The sequence below is a fragment of the Aeromonas genomosp. paramedia genome, assembly GCF_023093515.1.
In the GTDB taxonomy this organism is placed as follows: domain Bacteria; phylum Pseudomonadota; class Gammaproteobacteria; order Enterobacterales; family Aeromonadaceae; genus Aeromonas.
Map to the genome: position 1 here is coordinate 59073 of NZ_JAAROG010000001.1, position 16466 is coordinate 75538.

At 62.1% G+C, this 16466-nt stretch carries 19 protein-coding genes; 17 read left to right on the top strand and 2 right to left on the bottom strand.

The window, feature by feature from the left end:
* Nucleotides 1-42: 42 nt before the first annotated feature.
* The 7 genes from lfgG (at nucleotide 43) to HB860_RS00390 (ending at nucleotide 6338) form a co-directional block, all read left to right on the top strand.
* The gene (lfgG, locus tag HB860_RS00360) at nucleotides 43-828 is read left to right on the top strand and encodes a lateral flagellar basal-body rod protein LfgG (RefSeq protein ID WP_025328485.1); all 786 of its coding nucleotides are present in this window, start codon (nucleotides 43-45) and stop codon (nucleotides 826-828) included.
* Nucleotides 828-1499 (top strand): flagellar basal body L-ring protein FlgH, encoded by a 672-nt coding sequence (gene flgH / locus HB860_RS00365; protein WP_025328484.1) that lies wholly within the window; start codon nucleotides 828-830, stop codon nucleotides 1497-1499. Before lfgG ends, flgH begins: the two co-directional genes overlap by 1 nt.
* 8 nt (nucleotides 1500-1507) lie before the next feature.
* Entirely contained in the window at nucleotides 1508-2614 is a 1107-nt protein-coding gene (gene fgIL / locus HB860_RS00370) for a lateral flagellar basal body P-ring FlgIL (RefSeq protein WP_139438950.1), read from the top strand.
* Between the two features lie 8 nt (nucleotides 2615-2622).
* Complete coding sequence (locus tag HB860_RS00375) at nucleotides 2623-3021, top strand: rod-binding protein (RefSeq protein ID WP_139438952.1); 399 nt, start codon at nucleotides 2623-2625, stop codon at nucleotides 3019-3021.
* The gene (lfgK, locus tag HB860_RS00380) at nucleotides 3021-4340 is read left to right on the top strand and encodes a flagellar hook-associated protein FlgK (protein WP_247625398.1); all 1320 of its coding nucleotides are present in this window, start codon (nucleotides 3021-3023) and stop codon (nucleotides 4338-4340) included. Before HB860_RS00375 ends, lfgK begins: the two co-directional genes overlap by 1 nt.
* A 77-nt stretch (nucleotides 4341-4417) precedes the next feature.
* On the top strand, nucleotides 4418-5317 hold the full coding sequence (lfgL, locus tag HB860_RS00385; RefSeq protein WP_247625399.1) for a flagellar hook-associated protein FlgL: 900 nt from the start codon (nucleotides 4418-4420) through the stop codon (nucleotides 5315-5317).
* A gap of 19 nt (nucleotides 5318-5336) precedes the next feature.
* Entirely contained in the window at nucleotides 5337-6338 is a 1002-nt protein-coding gene (locus HB860_RS00390; RefSeq protein WP_247625400.1) for a hypothetical protein, read from the top strand.
* Between the two features lie 61 nt (nucleotides 6339-6399).
* Here the strand turns inward: HB860_RS00390 and fliB are convergent, their stop codons facing one another.
* Complete coding sequence (fliB, locus tag HB860_RS00395; RefSeq protein ID WP_247625401.1) at nucleotides 6400-7563, bottom strand: flagellin lysine-N-methylase; 1164 nt, start codon at nucleotides 7561-7563, stop codon at nucleotides 6400-6402.
* Between the two features lie 209 nt (nucleotides 7564-7772).
* Here fliB and lafA point away from each other — a divergent pair, with 209 nt between their 5' ends.
* From lafA to HB860_RS00445, 10 genes are all read left to right on the top strand, one after another.
* On the top strand, nucleotides 7773-8579 hold the full coding sequence (gene lafA / locus HB860_RS00400; protein ID WP_247625402.1) for a lateral flagellin LafA: 807 nt from the start codon (nucleotides 7773-7775) through the stop codon (nucleotides 8577-8579).
* A gap of 113 nt (nucleotides 8580-8692) precedes the next feature.
* Nucleotides 8693-9976, top strand: a complete 1284-nt coding sequence (gene lafB, locus HB860_RS00405; protein WP_247625403.1) for a flagellar filament capping protein FliD — start codon at nucleotides 8693-8695, stop codon at nucleotides 9974-9976.
* A 37-nt stretch (nucleotides 9977-10013) separates the two neighbouring features.
* Nucleotides 10014-10406 carry a lateral flagellar export chaperone LafC gene (lafC, locus tag HB860_RS00410; RefSeq protein WP_139438972.1) on the top strand — a complete coding sequence of 131 codons (393 nt, stop codon included), beginning with the start codon at nucleotides 10014-10016 and terminating at the stop codon, nucleotides 10404-10406.
* 120 nt (nucleotides 10407-10526) lie between these two features.
* A complete protein-coding gene (locus HB860_RS00415; protein ID WP_247625404.1) occupies nucleotides 10527-10865 on the top strand; it encodes a LafX in 339 nt (112 codons plus the stop codon).
* On the top strand, nucleotides 10856-11929 hold the full coding sequence (locus HB860_RS00420; RefSeq protein WP_247625405.1) for a flagellar hook-length control protein FliK: 1074 nt from the start codon (nucleotides 10856-10858) through the stop codon (nucleotides 11927-11929). The genes HB860_RS00415 and HB860_RS00420 overlap by 10 nt, the downstream gene beginning before the upstream one ends.
* A gap of 40 nt (nucleotides 11930-11969) precedes the next feature.
* On the top strand, nucleotides 11970-12428 hold the full coding sequence (gene lafF, locus HB860_RS00425) for a lateral flagellar basal body-associated protein LafF (RefSeq protein WP_025328471.1): 459 nt from the start codon (nucleotides 11970-11972) through the stop codon (nucleotides 12426-12428).
* Between the two features lie 5 nt (nucleotides 12429-12433).
* Nucleotides 12434-13147 carry a lateral flagellar system RNA polymerase sigma factor LafS gene (gene lafS / locus HB860_RS00430; protein ID WP_139438978.1) on the top strand — a complete coding sequence of 238 codons (714 nt, stop codon included), beginning with the start codon at nucleotides 12434-12436 and terminating at the stop codon, nucleotides 13145-13147.
* A gap of 46 nt (nucleotides 13148-13193) precedes the next feature.
* The gene (gene lafT, locus HB860_RS00435; protein WP_042653233.1) at nucleotides 13194-14051 is read left to right on the top strand and encodes a lateral flagellar motor stator protein LafT; all 858 of its coding nucleotides are present in this window, start codon (nucleotides 13194-13196) and stop codon (nucleotides 14049-14051) included.
* On the top strand, nucleotides 14051-14998 hold the full coding sequence (gene lafU / locus HB860_RS00440) for a lateral flagellar motor protein LafU (protein ID WP_139438982.1): 948 nt from the start codon (nucleotides 14051-14053) through the stop codon (nucleotides 14996-14998). Before lafT ends, lafU begins: the two co-directional genes overlap by 1 nt.
* Complete coding sequence (locus HB860_RS00445) at nucleotides 14985-15443, top strand: hypothetical protein (RefSeq protein WP_247625406.1); 459 nt, start codon at nucleotides 14985-14987, stop codon at nucleotides 15441-15443. Before lafU ends, HB860_RS00445 begins: the two co-directional genes overlap by 14 nt.
* Here HB860_RS00445 and HB860_RS00450 read toward each other — a convergent pair.
* Nucleotides 15379-16233 carry a lytic transglycosylase domain-containing protein gene (locus tag HB860_RS00450; protein WP_247625591.1) on the bottom strand — a complete coding sequence of 285 codons (855 nt, stop codon included), beginning with the start codon at nucleotides 16231-16233 and terminating at the stop codon, nucleotides 15379-15381. The genes HB860_RS00445 and HB860_RS00450 overlap by 65 nt on opposite strands.
* Nucleotides 16234-16466 lie beyond the last annotated feature (233 nt).

Here is a 16466-nt window from a genome sequence, read left to right on the forward strand (position 1 = left end):
GGGCGCGTCAGCGCTCCCGAATGAATCGGTGGAGAGACGAAGATGCATGCAGCGCTTTGGGTGAGTAAAACGGGTCTGTCGGCACAAGATGCCAAGATGGCCAGCATTTCCAACAACCTGGCCAACGTCAACACGGTCGGTTTCAAGCGCGATCGGGTGGCGTTCGAAGATCTCTTCTATCAGGTGCAGCGCCAGCCAGGGGCCCAGCAGGATCAGCAGAACCTGTCCCCCATCGGCATACAGATGGGTAACGGTGTGCGAGTGGTCGGCACCCAGAAGGTGTTTACCCCGGGTCAGTTCCAGAACACCAATCAGGAGCTGGACATGGCGGTGGTCGGTGCCGGCTTCTTCGGGGTCGAGCGTCCGGATGGGGAGACGGCCTATACCCGCAATGGTCAGTGGCACCGCAACGCGGAAGGCTTGCTGGTCAACTCCGACGGCCTGCCCATGCTGCCGCAGATCCAGATCCCGGACAACGCCACCAAGATCGCCATCGGCACCGACGGCACTGTGAGTGCCACCCTGCCGGGCCAGCAGGAGAACGTCGAGCTGGGACGCATCACCCTGACCAACTTCTCCAACCCGGCCGGTCTGGAAGCCCTGGGGGGCAACCTCTATCGGGCGACCGGCGCCTCCGGTGAAGCCATCGAAGGGGTGCCGGGGGAAGAGGCCATGGGGGCCATCAAGCAGTTCACCCTGGAGAGCTCCAACGTCAACGTGGTGGAGGAGATGGTGGACATGATCACCACCCAGCGCGCCTACGAGATGAATGCCAAGGTGGTCTCCTCCGCGGATCAGATGCTCAAGTTCGTGACCCAGGCGTTGTGATGATGAGGGCGATGTGGCGTTGTGTCGTGTTCAGCCTGTTGCTGGGGGGCTGCTCCACCTATGAACTGCAGGCTCCCGAGCCCGGTGACGAGAAGTGGGCGCCCTCCCGCTCCCAGATGACGAAGTCGGGGGTGGGGGAGGATGGCAGCCTCTACCGTGGCGACTACATGATGACCCTGTTTCAGGATCGCCGCGCCTATCGCATCGGCGACATCCTGACCGTGATGCTGGAAGAGCGGACCCAGTCCAGCAAGAAAGCCAACACCAGCATGAACAAGAACAGCAGCCTCAATGTGCCGGCTCCCTCCATCGGCGGCGTGTCGCGGCCCGACTGGGGCGCCTCCGTCACGGCGGATCGGGACTTCGATGGCGGTGCCACCTCCAGCCAGCAGAACACCCTGGCGGGGGCCATCACTGTCACCGTGGCCGAGGTGATGCCCAACGGGGTGCTGGGGATCCGGGGGGAGAAGTGGATCCGCCTCAACCAGGGGGATGAGTACATCCGTCTGGGGGGCATGGTGCGGGTCGAGGACATCGATCAGAGCAACCGCATCTCTTCCCAGCGCATCGCCGATGCCCGCATCACCTATGCGGGGCGCGGTGCCCTCGCCGACAGCAACCAGATGGGCTGGCTGTCGCGCTTCTTCAGCTCCGCCTTCGCCCCCTTGTGAGGATTTCGATGAACAGATGGTATATCGCCTTGCTCTGCCTCTCCCTGTCTGGGGTGGCAGGGGCGGCCGCGCCCGCCAAACGGGCGCTGCTGGACATCGCCGACGTGCAGGGGATGAGAACCAACCAGCTGGTGGGTTATGGCCTGGTGGTCGGCCTCTCCGGCACCGGGGATCGCAGCCAGGTCAAGTTTACCGGCCAGTCCATGACCAACATGCTCAAGCAGTTTGGCGTGCAACTGCCCGATGACATAGATCCCAAGCTCAAGAACGTGGCCGCGGTCTCGGTGCAGGCGACCCTGCCTGCCCTGGCGGGCAAGGGGCAGCTGGTGGACGTGACGGTCACCTCCATCGGCGATGCCAAGAGCCTGCGGGGCGGCTCCCTGTTGCTGACGCCCATGCGCGGTATCGACGGCGAGGTCTATGCGGTTGCCCAGGGCAACCTGGTGGTGGCCGGGGTCAAGGCGGAGGGCCAGTCCGGCTCGTCCGTCACCATCAATGTGCCGACGGCGGGCATCATTCCCAACGGGGCCATCATAGAGCGGGAGGCGGCCAGCAACTTCTCGGACAAGCCCGAGGTCACCCTCAACCTGCATCAGCCGAATTTCAAGACGGCTCGCAACGTGGAGCGGGAGATCAACCGTCAGCTCGGCCCCGTGGCCAAGGCGGTCAGCGCCGGACGCATCCAGATTGCGGCGCCCCGCGACGAGAGCCAGCGCATCTCCTTCATGGCGCTGCTGCAGGATATCCAGGTGGACATGGGCAAGGAGCGACCCAGGGTGGTCTTCAACAGCCGCACCGGCACAGTGGTGATGGGGCAGGGGGTCAAGGTGCGCAAGGCCGCAGTCAGCCACGGCAGCCTGACGGTGACCATAGGAGAGAGCCAGACGGTCAGTCAGCCCAATGCCTTCTCCAACGGCCGGACCACCACCACGCCCAACTCTCAGGTTCAGGTTGACCGGGAGCGCAACAACATGTTTGTCTGGCCCGATGGCACCTCCCTGGAGGTGATCGTCAAGGCAGTGAATTCCCTGGGGGCGACCCCGGACGATGTCATGGCCATCCTGCAAGCCCTCGACGAGGCGGGAGCCCTCGAAGGCGAGCTGGTGGTCATCTAAGGATCTCTATGACCAGAATTACCTCTGAGCCTGGCTTCTATCAGGATCTCAATGAACTGCAGCAGATAAAGAGCAACCCGGATCAGCGCGCGGCCCTGGAGGCGGCGGCCGGCCAGTTCGAGGTGAGCTTCCTGCAGACTGTGCTCAAGCACATGCGCTCTGCCTCCGACGCCATGCAGGATGAGGATGACAAGCTCATCAAGGGAGAGGCGCTCTACCGCGACATGTACGACAGCCAGTTGGCGATGAGCCTGGTCAAGCGTGGCGGCATGGGGCTCAAGGAGCAGATGGTCAATCAACTGGCCCCCACATTAAAGAATGCCGAGCCTGTGGTCGCTTCTGAACCCCAGACCCTGGCTGCCTTCAGTCAGCCTCTGAATTCGGCAAAAATGAGGAAAGTTGACTGATGTCGATGCTCAATATCGGTTTTAGCGGACTCAACGCGGCGCAGATCGCGTTAAACGTCACCGCCCAGAATATCGCCAACGTCAACACCCTGGGTTACAGCCGCCAGGAAGCCATGATGGGCAGCCTGTCCGGTTTCGGTCGGCTGGATAACGGCATGGGGGTCGAGGTGACCGGGGTCCGCAGGATCACCGATGACTATCTGGTGTCCCAGCACTGGCGCAGCCGCTCCTCCACCGGCTCCTCCTATGCGTTTCATCAGTACATCAACACCACAGAGCAGCTGCTTGGCAGCGAATCGATGAACATCACCAAGGGGCTGGACAGCTTCTTCGCCTCCCTCAGCGCCGCCCTCGACAGCCCGGAGACGCCGGCGCAGCGCAGCCAGATCGTCAGCTCTGCCGGTGCGCTGGCCAACCGCTTCGGCCAGTTGAACGAGAGCCTGCTGACCCAGGAGAAGCAGATCGACGATCAGCTCGGCAGCACCATCACCCAGGTGAACAGCTATCTGAAACAGGTGGCCGAGCTCAACACCCAGATTGGCGAACAGGCCTCCAAGGGGGTCAACACCTCGGCCCTGGAAGACAGCCGCGAGCAGATAGTGCGTGAGCTCTCGACCTTCATGGAGGTGCGGGTCAACCGCCAGAGCGACGGCTCCTTCTCCCTGAGTCTGCCCCAGGGCCAGCCCCTGGTGCTGGCGGGCAGCAGCAGTACCCTCTCCCTCACCGGCGATACCCTGAGCCTGAGCTTCGGGCCGCAATCCTTCGAGGTGCCCAAGCTGCAGGGCGGCACCCTGGCCGGGGTGCTGGAGTATCGCACCACAGTGCTGCGCCCCCTGCGCGACGAACTGAACCAGATAGCGAAGAAGCTGGCGGACGACTTCAACGCCAAGCAGGCGGGGGGCATCGACTTGAACGGTGACCCGGGCAAGCCCCTGTTCAGCTACGACCCCCTCAACCCTTCCGGCACCCTCAAGGTGGCCGACGGCTTTACCGGCGATCACCTGGCCTTTGCCAAGGCGGGCGGCGGCAACGGTGACAACCGCAACTTGCAGGAGCTGCTGACCATCAAGGACAGCCAGTATGAGGCCTACAGTGCCCTGCTCGGCAAGATGGCGGTGCAGAGCGGCCAGGCCAAGGCGACCATGGAGGCCGATGCCAACATGGAGAAGCAGCTGGCGACCAAGCTCAGCAGCGTCAGCGGGGTCAACACCGATGAGGAAGGGGTCAAGATCATGGCCTATACCAAGGCCTATCAGGCCAATGCCAAGGTGATCAGCACCTCGGATCAACTCTTCAACTCCATCCTGAACATGTTCTGATGAGGCCGGCATGAGTATCAGCACCAATCACATCCAACTCTTCAATTCCATCCTGAACATGTTCTGACGGAGTACGCATGCGCATCAGCACCAACCAGATCCAGCTCAGCATGCTCGACAACCTGCAGCAGGGCTTCGGCGAGTATGCCCGCCTCGATCGCCAGATCTCCTCCAACAAGCGGATCCTGCAGCCCTCGGACGATCCCGTGGGCAGCGTGCAACTGCTCGGACTGAAGAAGGAGCAGGCGGCGATGGCGCAGTACCAGAAGAACATCGCCAACGCCAAGAGCCAGCTCTCCCAGGGGGAGATCCAGCTCGAGACCATGACCAACATGCTGAGCCGTCTGCGGGATCTGACCCAGACTGCCGCCACCGGCTCCCTCTCCGAGGACGATCGCCGTGCCGTCTCCAGCGAACTGGCGATCATCAAGGACGGTTTGCTGGATCTGGCCAATGCCCGCAACGAGAGTGGCTCCAGCCTGTTCAGCGGCAGCCAGGTGGACAAGGCCCCCATCGTCAAGGGGCCGGGCGGCGACTATCTCTATCAGGGGGATGCCCTGGTGCGCGAGGTCGGCATCGCCAGAGGGGTCACGGTGGAGCTCAATCACACCGCTGACAAGCTGTTCATCCAGAACGGGGACTTCTTCAAGCAGCTCGACGACATGGTGACGGCCTTCGACAGCGGTGCCGCGGATGCGACCGATCAGGCCAGAGCCATGCTGGATCGCAGTCTGATCCTGCAAGATGACATCAGCCAGATGGTCAGCACCATAGGGGCACGGATCAATCTGCTGGATCAGGTGGACGAAGGGCACGCCGAGAAGAGCACCTATAGCAAGGAAGTGAGCAATCAGATAGAGTCCCTCGATTACGCAGGGGCCGTGACCCAGCAGGCTCATGTGCTGATGGCGTTGCAGGTGCAGCAGCAGGCCTTCGCCAAGGTGAACGGGCTGAGCCTGTTCAACTACATGCCCTAAGTCTGTCTAAGGAGCCAGGATGCAGATTCAACAAACCCGCCCGGGCGGCGTGGCCGAGACGCCGGCCCAGCCCAGGCTGCATGGACGTTCGACTGCCCAGGCCAGCTCCCAGCAGACTCCCCGCAACGAGCGCCAGCCCAATGTCATCCGGCTGGATCGCTGGGCCCTGATCGGTACGGCGCAGCAGCGCATCGCCCATGCCCAGGGGGGCGAACAGGCCCTGAGCCAGGTGTGGGGCGAGCTGAAGCGCCTCGAACAACAGCTGGGCCAGCATAAGGCGGCGAGCGGGGATCTGGTCTCCCGCCTCAAGCTGCTGGAAGAGAAGCTGACCCAGCCGAAGGCCCCTCTGACCTCGGAACTCAAGCCCCGCCTGCTGGCGTCGACGACGGACAGTCGGGTGCACTACAGCGCGGATCGCCTGGATCTGCTGAGCCCCAAGTCGAGTACCGAACGACTGGTCTTCTCCTTCCCCCAGACCAGCAGCGCCGTCGAGGTGCTGCTGCCCGCCGATGCCAGCGAGTCGGAGGCGGCCTCCCGTCTGGACAGGGCGCTGCGCAAGGAGCACATCCAGGCTCGTTTGAACGAGCTGGGCAAGCTGGAGCTGAGCGTGCCGGATCAGCACAGGCGCAAGCTGGACGAACCCGTGCTGCTGAGCGGGGAAGGCATCCGCATTCCTGCAGGCAACCCGGTTCCGGTGCAGTTCAAACAAAGGGCCGGGCAGCTGACCCAGCTCGGCGAGGGGCTCGACAAGGGGGAGCTCAAGCAGGAGCAGCAGCGCCTCAAGCGACTGCTCGGCGAGATCGAGCAGTCGGTGCGCGAGTTGAAGCAGTTCCGCCAGAAGATGGTCAAGCAGCTCGATCGGGTGAAGTCGCGCAGCCAGAGGATGCCGCAGGAGGAGCTGGCACAGTTGCAAGGCAAGCTCAGCCTGCAACTCAAGGAGGGGGGCTTCATGGGCACCATGTCAGGCCTCTTGGCCCAGGCCAATGTGTCGCGCCAGAACGTGGTGGCACTGCTGACCTAGGGCCGAGACGCCCGTCCCGCAAAAGAAACCGCCATGGGATTCCCCTGGCGGTTTGTTGTTTTCAGGGCTTCAGCAGGGCGTAGAGGCTGAGATCCGAGGCAAAGCCAGACTCGCTCAGTCCCTGTTCTATGGTCTTGAGAAAATTCGCGTTGTGCTGACGTATGGTGTGATAGCTGTAGAAGAGGTTGATGACGTCCTGCTCTTCCAGCTCCTTGTCCATGGCCAGCAGACACAGATAGTTGCGCAGCAGGAAGTAATCTATCACCAGCAGCTGATAGGCCTGGAAACGGTCGCTCTGCAGCAGCGGGAAGTTGTGGTGATAGACGTAGTAGAGCAGGTAGTTGTTCATGATCTGGGGACGCTCGGCCAGGAAGGGGGCAACCTTGTCGTGCCAGGTCTGCTGCAGGCGCGCGAGCTTGCCCTCATCATAGACCCCCTCCAGCACCAGATTGATCTTGTCGAGGCAGCGCTGCATCGTCTGCCGTCCCCGGCGCCCCTGTGAATACGCCAGCAACTGGCCGGTGATGGTCCTCAGTCCCCACCACTGCAACTGCGGCAGGGCGGGCAACTGTTCAAACATGGTATTGAGCTCCCCCCGCTCGGCCAGCGCCGCCACCTGATCGAGGAAGGCCTCGTGGGACAGGGCCGAGGGATCCCGGTGGATCAGCATGCCGATCAGCCACAGCCGTATTTCGACGGGGACATCGGTGGCCGCCAGCACATGGATGCTCAGGCTGTGCAGGGTCGCCATGGCGGTGGAGGGGGGCGTGGCAAAGGGCAGGGGCTGGGCGAGTTCGGTCACCTCTGTCTGCATCGCCAGGGGATCCAGCAGCAACTGCCGGCACACCTCGGGGCAGGAGAGCATCAGGGACTTCTTGAGCTGGTTGCCGATGCGGGTCTGGGCTCTGGGGTAGGTCTTGCAGGTGTGGCTCAGCGCCTCCGGCCCCGCCTTGCTGTGGATCTGGCACAGACGATTCTCATCGAGGAAGGGGCAGGCGCCCTGCTCATCGAGCTTGATCTCCCCCCAGCGTTCGTTGCTCTCCTTCACCTTGCGAATGTGCAGCTTGCTCAGGGACTTGACCGCGGGATCCGGGTGCCGCTCGTAGTTGCGGAAGGTCTGCTTGTCGATGGTGATGGTCCAGCTATGACAGCAGTTGTCTTCACAGCGATCGCCGATGCACTGGAAATGTTGAACGAAACGAGGAGTGTAGAGCGAGGTTGCCATGTCGCGGTCCGGTAATGAGAGAGGACATTTTAAAGGCAATAAGCATGCCGAGTGGGCCGGTGCGATGCGATGGCAGCGGTGCCCATGGCGCAGGGAAGGGAGAAAGAAAAAAAGACGAAGCAGGGTTACATTTCTGCGGGAAAGGGGTCGCCTATCTCTGATGTCAACCTAACAAGCTGCAACGCAGCGCTTAACTCGAGGAATACATCATGGGCTTGTCCATTCATACCAACTACGCCTCCCTGACTACTCAGAATCAGCTGAATTCCACCAACAAGATGCTGGGCACCGCCATGCAGCGCCTGGGCACCGGCCTTCGCATCAACTCCGCCGCCGACGACGCCGCCGGTCTGCAGATGGCCACCCGCCTGCAGGCCCAGTCCAACGGTCAGAAGGTCGCAATGCGCAACGCCCAGGACGCCGTCTCCATGATGCAGACCGCCGAAGGTGCCATGGACGAGATGACCAACATTGCTCAGCGCATGAAGGATCTCGCCACTCAGCATGCCAACGGCACTACTACCGCTGCTGATAAAACCGCAATCAAGGCAGAAAGCGATGCTCTCAAAGCAGAGCTGGATAGCATCGTCAAAAACACCACCTTTGGTGGCCAGAAGCTGCTGGATACTGAAGGTTTCGCTACTAAAGTGACATTCCAGATCGGTGCCAGTAAAGCTGAGACGCTCGAAGTCGATGTCACTGCATCTATTACTAAAGTAACTGGTGCAATCACCGCATTGGCTGAAACCGACCTAGCTACGGCAAATACCTTGCTGGATGCTTTGGGAGAGACCCGTTCAGCCTTTGGTGCCAACATCAACCGCCTGGAGCACACCGTCAACAACCTCTCCAACATGAAAGAGAACACCGACATGGCGAACGGCCGCATCATGGATGCCGACTTCGCCCAGGAGAGCACCAACATGACCAAGAACCAGATGCTGATGCAGGCTGGCATGTCAGTGCTGTCCAACTCCAACCAGATGACCGGCATGGTAACTTCCCTGCTGCGTTGATGGTTTGCATGGCCGCTTCGAAAGGGGCGGCCCTTGTCTGACAATCGCTTGTCGGTTGGAAAGGGCCGAACCGGTGTTTTCCAACAGGCATGCCACTGAATAAGGGGATAAAGATGCAAATAGATCCGGCCAGCACGGCGATGCAACTGGTGGCCATCGAGCGCCAGAACATGGACAAGCTGCTGAAGAAGCAGCTGGACAGCGTCAAGGGGCAGCAGAGTGCCATCAGCAGCCTCACCACCAAGCTGTCGAGCTTCCAGACCCTGCTCAAGGACCTGAACAAGGCAACCAGCCTGCAGGCGCAGAAGGCCACCATGTCCCAGGAGGGGATCATGACGGTGACGAGCAATGGCAAGGCCAGCTCGGGCCAGTACAACTTCTTCGTGGAGCAGCTTGCCCAGTCCCATCAGGTCGGCCTGCAGCTTGGCAGCGACACGGCGCCGCTGCCCGCTGACGGCGTCTTCTCCCTGACCGTCAAGGGCAAGACCATGAACATCGATCTGGCGACCCTGCCGGCCGGTGCCACCGCCAAGGATCTGGTCTCCCAGATCAACAACGCCAAGGACAACCCGGGCGTGAAGGCGACCCTGGTGCGCACCGACGGCAAGGTCAGCATGGTGCTGACCAGCAAGGATAGCGGGGTGGAGAACGCCATCACCCTGGGCTACAGCGGCGATGCCGCCAATGACCTCGGCACGGCCGTGGCCGGCAAGACGGACATCACCCAGGCGCAGGACGCCAAGCTGCGGATGGGGGGCGACAACCCGCTCACCATCACCTCCGCCAGCAACAAGATAGAGAACGTGGTGGACGGTCTGACCTTCCAGCTGACCAAGGCGCAGAAGGTCGATGACGCGCCGCTGCTGGTGACGGTGGATCAGGACAAGGAGGCGGTGACCGGCTCCCTCAAGAAATTCGTCGACAGCTACAACGAGCTGGTGGATGAGCTGGCCAAGATGACCTCCAGCGATCCCAAGGCGCCGGGGGCCCTCTCCTCCGACAGCGGGGTGCGCAGTCTCAAGAGCATGCTGGCCCGCAGCGTGCGGGATCTGCCCGGCGATCTGACCCTGGGCAGTCTCGGGATCAAGACCGACAAGGCAGGCAAGCTCTCCTTCAGCGAGACCGACTTCAACAAGGCGCTGGAGAAGGATCCCGAGCTGCTTGGCAAGGCGCTGATGGGGGATGACGGCCTGCTCAAGCGGATGAGCAACGCACTCGATCCCTACACCAAGCGGGACGGTGCGCTCAAGGGGCGCAAGACGGGTCTGGAGGCGAACGAGAAGCGGGTCAACGAGCGTATGGAGGCGCTGGATCGTCGCATGGATTCCGCGTATAAGCGCTACCTCAATCAGTTCACCACCATGAACCAGATGCTGCAAACCATGGGCGCGTTGTGAGTCGGTGATCCCGTATTCCCTGAATAAGTGAGTCTTTATGTTTGAACCCCAAGAAGGCTATGACGCCTATCAGTTCGCCGCCACCCAGGCCAAGGCGGCGAGCGCCGATCCGCACCAGCTGGTGCTGATGCTGATGGATGGCCTGCTCGACGAGATCGCGCGGGCCGAGGGCCACATCCTGGTCAGGCAGTATGAGCGCAAGGGTCAGTCCATCAACAAGTGTCTGCAGATCCTGGGAGGGCTCGATAGCGCCCTCGACATGGACAAGGGGGGGGAGCTGGCGGCCAACCTGCACCGTCTGTACGACTATTGCGGGCAGCGGTTGTTCGAGATCAGCGTGGGCAACGACGTCGCTGGCTTTGCCGAGGTGCGTCGCATCCTGCTGGAGCTGAAAGAGGGTTGGGAAGCCATGGCCCGCCATCCTCGCTGATGCGGAAGTCCCCCTTCCTCATCCGCCAAGGGCTGCGGCTAACGCATTGAAATACCACAACTACATATCTGGCCTGCTCCTTGCTTACTGGCAAGGTCGTCTTATTTTGGGGCCATCATCATGTCCATGACCGGGGCCGTGCCGCCCAGCACGGAACGCGAGACTCGCCAGCGCCAGCTACTGGGGCTGGGACGTCTGATATTACAGCAGGCCCGTGCCGGGCAGTGGGACGCGGTGCGCCTGGCGGATCATCGCCTGGCCCGGCTCGTCGACCAGCTGCGCCAGCAACCGGCATTGTGGCAATCCCTGGTACCGGCCCGGGAGCAGGTGCGTCACTGGCATCAGGAAGCCTTGGCGCTTTGCCAGCAGGAGACCGCCCAGCGCAAGCAGGAGTGGGATGCCCTCTCCCTCAGACGGGAAGGGCTGCAAGCCTATGACGAGGCGCAGGCATGGGCATGATCCCCTTCGTCGGCTCAGACCCGGCCCCCAATCTCGATACCCCTGGCTTCACGCGCCTCGCTCGTCAACCCGAGGGGCAGGGAGGGCAGTATCAGCCTCTGGAGTTCCAGCAGGAAGCCCCTGCCATCTTGCCGCTCGATGAAGCATCCGCCCCGGAATCCGAGGCCGAGGAAGCGGACTTGTCCGAGCAGGATGTGACGGAGCAACTGCACGCCTTTACCCATATGCAGCCTGTGTTTGTTCGCCCTGACGAGGGGGGGCGCCTGCCGCCACTGCGTCAGACCCCGGACATCTCCTCCCAGGCGCCGGATGCCGGGGGCGTTCAGGATGACGCACCTGCGGTCTCGCCCGCCCTGCGTGCCCTGGTGCGCCACGAGCGGCTGGAAACGGATCGCTGCCTGCCGATGGATCTGGTGTCGGGGCGCCGGGAGATGAGCGCCTCGCTCACCGGGGAGTTTGCCCGTCAGCTGGTGCAACCGGCCGCTCAGGCCGAGTCGTCGCTGCTGCACGGCAGATCGATGGCGGGCTTGCCTCCCCTGCCTGGTGCGGATGGCTCGTCAGAGCGGGAGTCCCTTGTCTCGGATCTCAGAGGCATGTCCGCTCTGGCGCCCTCGCCACTGACCAGGACGGCCGAGTATCAATGGGCCCCGGCCCGCCTGAGCGACAACCAGACCCAGTGGGGGCAGCAACTGGTGGACGTCTTGAAGGACAAGCTCGAGCTGCAGGTGAATCAGGGCATCAAGCAGGCGCACATTCGCCTCGATCCCCCGGAGCTGGGGCGCCTCGAATTGACGGTTAGGGTCGAGGGGGATCGGCTCAGCGTGCAGCTCAACGTGACCAACCCTGCGGTGCGCGAGGCCATGATCCAGTCGATGGAGCGGTTGCGGATGAGCCTGGCCCCTCACCATGCCGGCGGCGTCGAAGTGAACGTCGGTCAGGGGGGAGAGCAGGAGCGGGGCGATCGCTGGCAGCAGGAGAAGATCCTGGCGGGTCGGCGACAGTGGCAGGAAGAACAGGATGCATCGGGCGGTGCTGGCCAGGATTGGCTCAATGCCCTGGTGTGACATTTTTACAATCTGGCAATAGCGAGAGTGATTTCAAATTATGCGGCGTGTCATGAAGTGGATGATGTTGATGGTGATGGCACTGTGTCTTCTGGCGGCGCTGGCCTATGGCGCCTATCTCAAGCGAGACACGGTTGCCGTCTGGCTGGGTCTGGCGGAGGCCAAGCCCGAACTGAGCAAGACGCCGCTGTTCAAGCCGATGGAGCGCTTCGTCATCAGCCTGGAGGGGGACACAGAACCTCATTATCTGGTGCTGGAGCTGGCGCTGGTGACCCACAATCCCCAGCAGCTGGAGACGCTCAACGAGCTGACCCCCCTGATCCGCAATGCCATGGTGCAATATTTCAGCCATCGCTCCCACGATGCGGTGAAGCTGGAGCTGCAAAACATCTCCGCCCTGCAGACCTCTCTGCTCGGCAAGCTGGTAGCGACACTGCAAGGGTATGGCTACAAGCCCTATCTGGATGAAGTGCTGGTCACCAAGGTACTGGTGCAGTAACGGACATGATGGACGCTGGCTGGGACACTCCCTGCGAACTGACCCCCTCGCCCCCCCGTACCGGCGAGCAGGCGATCCTGACCCGCTATCTGCCGCTGGTGAAGCGGGCGGCCACTCACCTGCGCAGCCAGGTCAGTGCCTGTTTCGATCAGGAGGACATGGAGCAGGTCGGCATGATGGGCTTGCTCGAGGCCTGGCGCCGTTATGGCAGCGAGCCGGATGCCCAGTTCGAGAGTTATGCGTTCAAACGGGTCCGAGGCGCCATGCTGGACGAGCTGCGCCGCCTCGACTGGCGTCCCCGTCAGTTGCGCCAGCAGGTGCATGGGCACAACCAGGTGCAGCGGGAGTTGTTCAACCGGCTGGGTCGCAACCCGACCGAGCAGGAGCTGGCGCAGGCGCTGGGCTGCTCAGTGGAGGAGGTGCGCCAGCTGGCCTATGCCAGCCAGGCCGAAGCCTTGCAGAGCCTGGAGGAGTGGCTGGAAAACGGCGGCAGGGCACCGGCTTCGGAGTCCGACGACGTGGACCTTGCCATGACCCTCGGCAAGGTGCTCGGTTCCCTGGACAAGCGGGAGCAACTGCTGCTCTCCCTCTATTACCAGCAGGAGCTGAACATGAAGGAGATAGCGCTGGTACTCGGTCTGACCGAATCGCGGGTGTGCCAGCTGCACAAGCAGTGCGTCCTTCAGCTCAAGCAGCGTTTGGTCGACTCCATATATTAATGCCTCTCCCTGTGGGGGAGTCTTCTTGAATTCTGCGGGAGCATACATGCAAAAACAGATCGGTCTTGGTGTCATTTTCATTTGTGTGCTTGGCGGCTTCATGATGGCCGGGGGGCGGCCCATCGCCCTGTGGCAACCCGCCGAGCTCATCATCATCATAGGGGCCGCCGCCGGCTCCATGTTCCTTGGCAACTCCAAGGAGGTGATGCATGAGATGTGGCGTCAGGTGAAGCTTTGCTTCAAGTCCAACAAGGATGAGAAGGAGATCTACCGCGAGCTGCTGACCCTGATGCATCAACTGCTGGAGGAGACCCGCAACAAGGGGATGAAGGCGCTGGACGAGCACGTCGAGAATCCGCAACAGAGCTCCGTCTTCCTGATGTATCCCCAGGTGTCGGAAGATCCGCAGTTGCTCGGCTTCATCATCGACAACCTGCGCCTGCTGGGCATGGGCAAGATCACCCCCCATGAGCTCGACACCATACTGGAGCAGGAGATCATGGCCATCGAAGAGGACATGCTCAAGCCGTCCCACGCCTTGCACAAGACGGGGGAGGCCTGCCCCGGTTTCGGGATCCTCGCAGCCGTGATGGGGATCATCATCACCATGCAGCAGCTCGACGGTCCTCTCAGCAACATCGGGGTGCACGTGGCCGCGGCCCTGGTGGGCACCTTCATCGGCATCTTCCTTTGCTACTGCCTGCTGGAGCCCATCAGCAATGCCATGGAGGAGATGGTCAAGCGTCGCATCGGCATGCTGATGTGCATCAAGTCGATCCTGATCGCCCAGCTGCGCGGCAAGACGCCGCTGCTCTCAGTCGATTCCGGCCGCAAGATGCTGGAGCCCGATGTGAAACCCAGCTTCCTTGAACTGGAAGACTGGGTGACCAACAGGGCCATGTAATGCGCAATCACGAGCAGATCATCATCAAGCGCCAGCAGCGGCGCAGCAGTGGCCCAAAGGGGGGCGGGGCATGGAAGGTAGCCTTTGCCGATTTTACCCTGGCGATGATGGCTTTCTTCATGGTGCTCTGGATCCTGGCCGTCTCCAGCCAGGAGGAGCGCGAGGTAGTTGCCAGCCGCCTGCGTGATTACAGCATCATGGACAGCGAGGCAAACCCCTTCGATATCCGCAACAGCCCCTATCCGGTGGATCTCGGCGGCAATCCCTCGGTGCTGGAAGAGTTGAGCCCGCAGTTTGTGGAAGAGGGGCAGCGCATGCCCAGACACATGGAGCGCAATCGCAGCATCTTCACCGACGGCGCACAGGGGGGGTACGAGAACCTGCTGGTGGGCAAGATCGAGGGGGAGATGCAGATGAAGCAGCTGGCCGGTTTCATCGGATCCATGGCGGATCAGATGCAGGCCAGAAACAACCTGGAGCTGCAACTGGTGCCCCAGGGGCTTCGCATCCTGATCCGCGATGATGACGAGCGCGAGATGTACAGCCGTGGCAGCGCCCGCATCAGCCCCTACTTCCGCCATCTGCTGATGGCGCTTGCGCCTATATTCCAGCGCGTGGAGAACCGGGTCATGATCTCCGGCCACACCGACAGCACGCCCTTTGCCGGTGACAACTACAGCAACTGGGAACTCTCCTCCGATCGCGCCATGATGGCGAGACGGGTCCTGCTCGCCGGCGGCATGCCCCCCGAACGGGTGGGGCAGGTGGTCGCCATGTCGGACACCATGCTGGACAACACTGCCGACCCCAGAGGCAGCCAGAACCGTCGCATCGAACTGCTGGTGATGACGACTCAGGCGGAGAAGAGCCTGGAGCAGTTGTTCAGCGCTCAAACCCAAGCCGCCACCCAGCAAGCCAAGGATGCCATTGCCCATGGGAACCCCTGATCTCGAACTGCCGGAAGTGACCCCGTTCAACGATCCCAGGCGCAAGGTACCCCGCTGGTATCTGCACGATGGCAGCACGCCGCTGGAGTCCCAGAGCTGCGGCATCGCGGCCCGGCTCATGGTCTCTGGCCTGCTGTTTGACAAGCGCATAGGTCGGGCGGTGATCAAGGACATAGGGCCGGGGGGCGTCGGCTTTCTGGCCCCGGCCCGCTTCGTGCTGCCCGATACCGTCAGCCTGTCATTGTCGCCGCAGATAGTGCTGGAGTGCCGGATCACCCATCGCAGAGCGATAGGCCAGTACCTCAGTTTCTACGGTGCGCGCTGGGCCGATCCCGAGTCCGTCGATCTCGCCCCCGTGCTCAGCCACTGGCGTCACTGCTTCATGGCGCCAGCAGAGGGCGCGCCTGCTCCAATCCCAGTGGATCTGGCAATCGTTCAAGAGTGATCCCCCCTCGTCCCATGTCCAGCCCCCTTGCCGGCTGCAACAGCAGGGGGTCGTGCAGACTCTCCAGCGACACGGCGCGCGCCATCATTGGCCGCTCATGCGGTCGGCTGCCCGTGGGGGCCTTGCCCTGCCCATAGACGATGGGGCAGTCGCTCACTCCCTGTGCCTCGGGCAACCGCCAGGCCGGATTCCACCGGCTCGCCTCGTTCATGGACACTCCGCGAGCCCTGGCCCAGCTCAGCAAGGAGCAGTCACCCGGCTGTCGCCACACCCTAATGCTCTCTCCCTCCTGCCAGGATGGCAGTAGAAACCGATGGTACTCAGCCCTGTCCAGCAACTGGGAGAGGGCGATGAAGCGTGCCACATAGAGGCGGGTCTCGGTCGGTAGCTGAAGCTCCCACAGATTGCGCGTCCCGGCCTTGAGAACCGCCTTGAGCACACGCCCTTCTCCCGCGTTATAGGCTGCCAGGGCCAACAACCAGTCCTGCCCGAAGAACTGATACAACCATCCGAGATAGGAGAGCGCGGCCTCCGTTGCCAGGGGCAGGGAATAACGGCCATCGAAGCTGGCCGTCATGGGGACGGAGAAACGGGTTGCGGTATCTGGCATCAGTTGCCAGGGGCCGGCGGCCCCGGCAGAGGAGACCACGTCCAGCCGATAGCTGCTCTCGATCAGGGGAAGGAAGGCCAGCATGGCAGGGAGCTTGCGTGCACTGACCTGTTGCTCCACCCAGCGGATCATGGGTTGTGACTGGATGATCCTGGTCTGCAGGTGGCTGCGTTGCTGCAGCAGAAACCGGGTCTGCTGAGTGACCAGTTCGGCACCCGCGCCGCCGATGGGGGTAGGAAAGCCCGCCTGCCAATGATACTTATCGTAGGCATGGCCATGGGCACTGTTCAGCAGAGACAAGGTGGTGAGAAGGTGAAGTGACAATTTGACAAAAAAGGGCACTGCCTGGCGGGTAAATGATAAAAACACGATATATCTCAACAGTTTTTGACAATATCTGTCGACTGTTCATG

Excerpts from the sequence above, each read along its gene's own strand:
- lafB (WP_247625403.1), top strand. The coding sequence starts at position 8,693 with ATGCAAATAGATCCGGCCAGCACGGCGATGCAACTGGTGGCCATCGAG.
- lfgL (WP_247625399.1), top strand. The coding sequence starts at position 4,418 with ATGCGCATCAGCACCAACCAGATCCAGCTCAGCATGCTCGACAACCTG.
- HB860_RS00420 (WP_247625405.1), top strand. The coding sequence starts at position 10,856 with ATGGGCATGATCCCCTTCGTCGGCTCAGACCCGGCCCCCAATCTCGAT.
- fliB (WP_247625401.1), bottom strand. The coding sequence starts at position 7,563 with ATGGCAACCTCGCTCTACACTCCTCGTTTCGTTCAACATTTCCAGTGC.
- HB860_RS00390 (WP_247625400.1), top strand. The coding sequence starts at position 5,337 with ATGCAGATTCAACAAACCCGCCCGGGCGGCGTGGCCGAGACGCCGGCC.
- fgIL (WP_139438950.1), top strand. The coding sequence starts at position 1,508 with ATGAACAGATGGTATATCGCCTTGCTCTGCCTCTCCCTGTCTGGGGTG.
- lafF (WP_025328471.1), top strand. The coding sequence starts at position 11,970 with ATGCGGCGTGTCATGAAGTGGATGATGTTGATGGTGATGGCACTGTGT.
- lafT (WP_042653233.1), top strand. The coding sequence starts at position 13,194 with ATGCAAAAACAGATCGGTCTTGGTGTCATTTTCATTTGTGTGCTTGGC.
- HB860_RS00415 (WP_247625404.1), top strand. The coding sequence starts at position 10,527 with ATGTCCATGACCGGGGCCGTGCCGCCCAGCACGGAACGCGAGACTCGC.
- HB860_RS00375 (WP_139438952.1), top strand. The coding sequence starts at position 2,623 with ATGACCAGAATTACCTCTGAGCCTGGCTTCTATCAGGATCTCAATGAA.
- lfgG (WP_025328485.1), top strand. The coding sequence starts at position 43 with ATGCATGCAGCGCTTTGGGTGAGTAAAACGGGTCTGTCGGCACAAGAT.
- lafA (WP_247625402.1), top strand. The coding sequence starts at position 7,773 with ATGGGCTTGTCCATTCATACCAACTACGCCTCCCTGACTACTCAGAAT.
- lafU (WP_139438982.1), top strand. The coding sequence starts at position 14,051 with ATGCGCAATCACGAGCAGATCATCATCAAGCGCCAGCAGCGGCGCAGC.
- lafS (WP_139438978.1), top strand. The coding sequence starts at position 12,434 with ATGATGGACGCTGGCTGGGACACTCCCTGCGAACTGACCCCCTCGCCC.
- flgH (WP_025328484.1), top strand. The coding sequence starts at position 828 with ATGATGAGGGCGATGTGGCGTTGTGTCGTGTTCAGCCTGTTGCTGGGG.
- HB860_RS00445 (WP_247625406.1), top strand. The coding sequence starts at position 14,985 with ATGGGAACCCCTGATCTCGAACTGCCGGAAGTGACCCCGTTCAACGAT.
- lafC (WP_139438972.1), top strand. The coding sequence starts at position 10,014 with ATGTTTGAACCCCAAGAAGGCTATGACGCCTATCAGTTCGCCGCCACC.
- lfgK (WP_247625398.1), top strand. The coding sequence starts at position 3,021 with ATGTCGATGCTCAATATCGGTTTTAGCGGACTCAACGCGGCGCAGATC.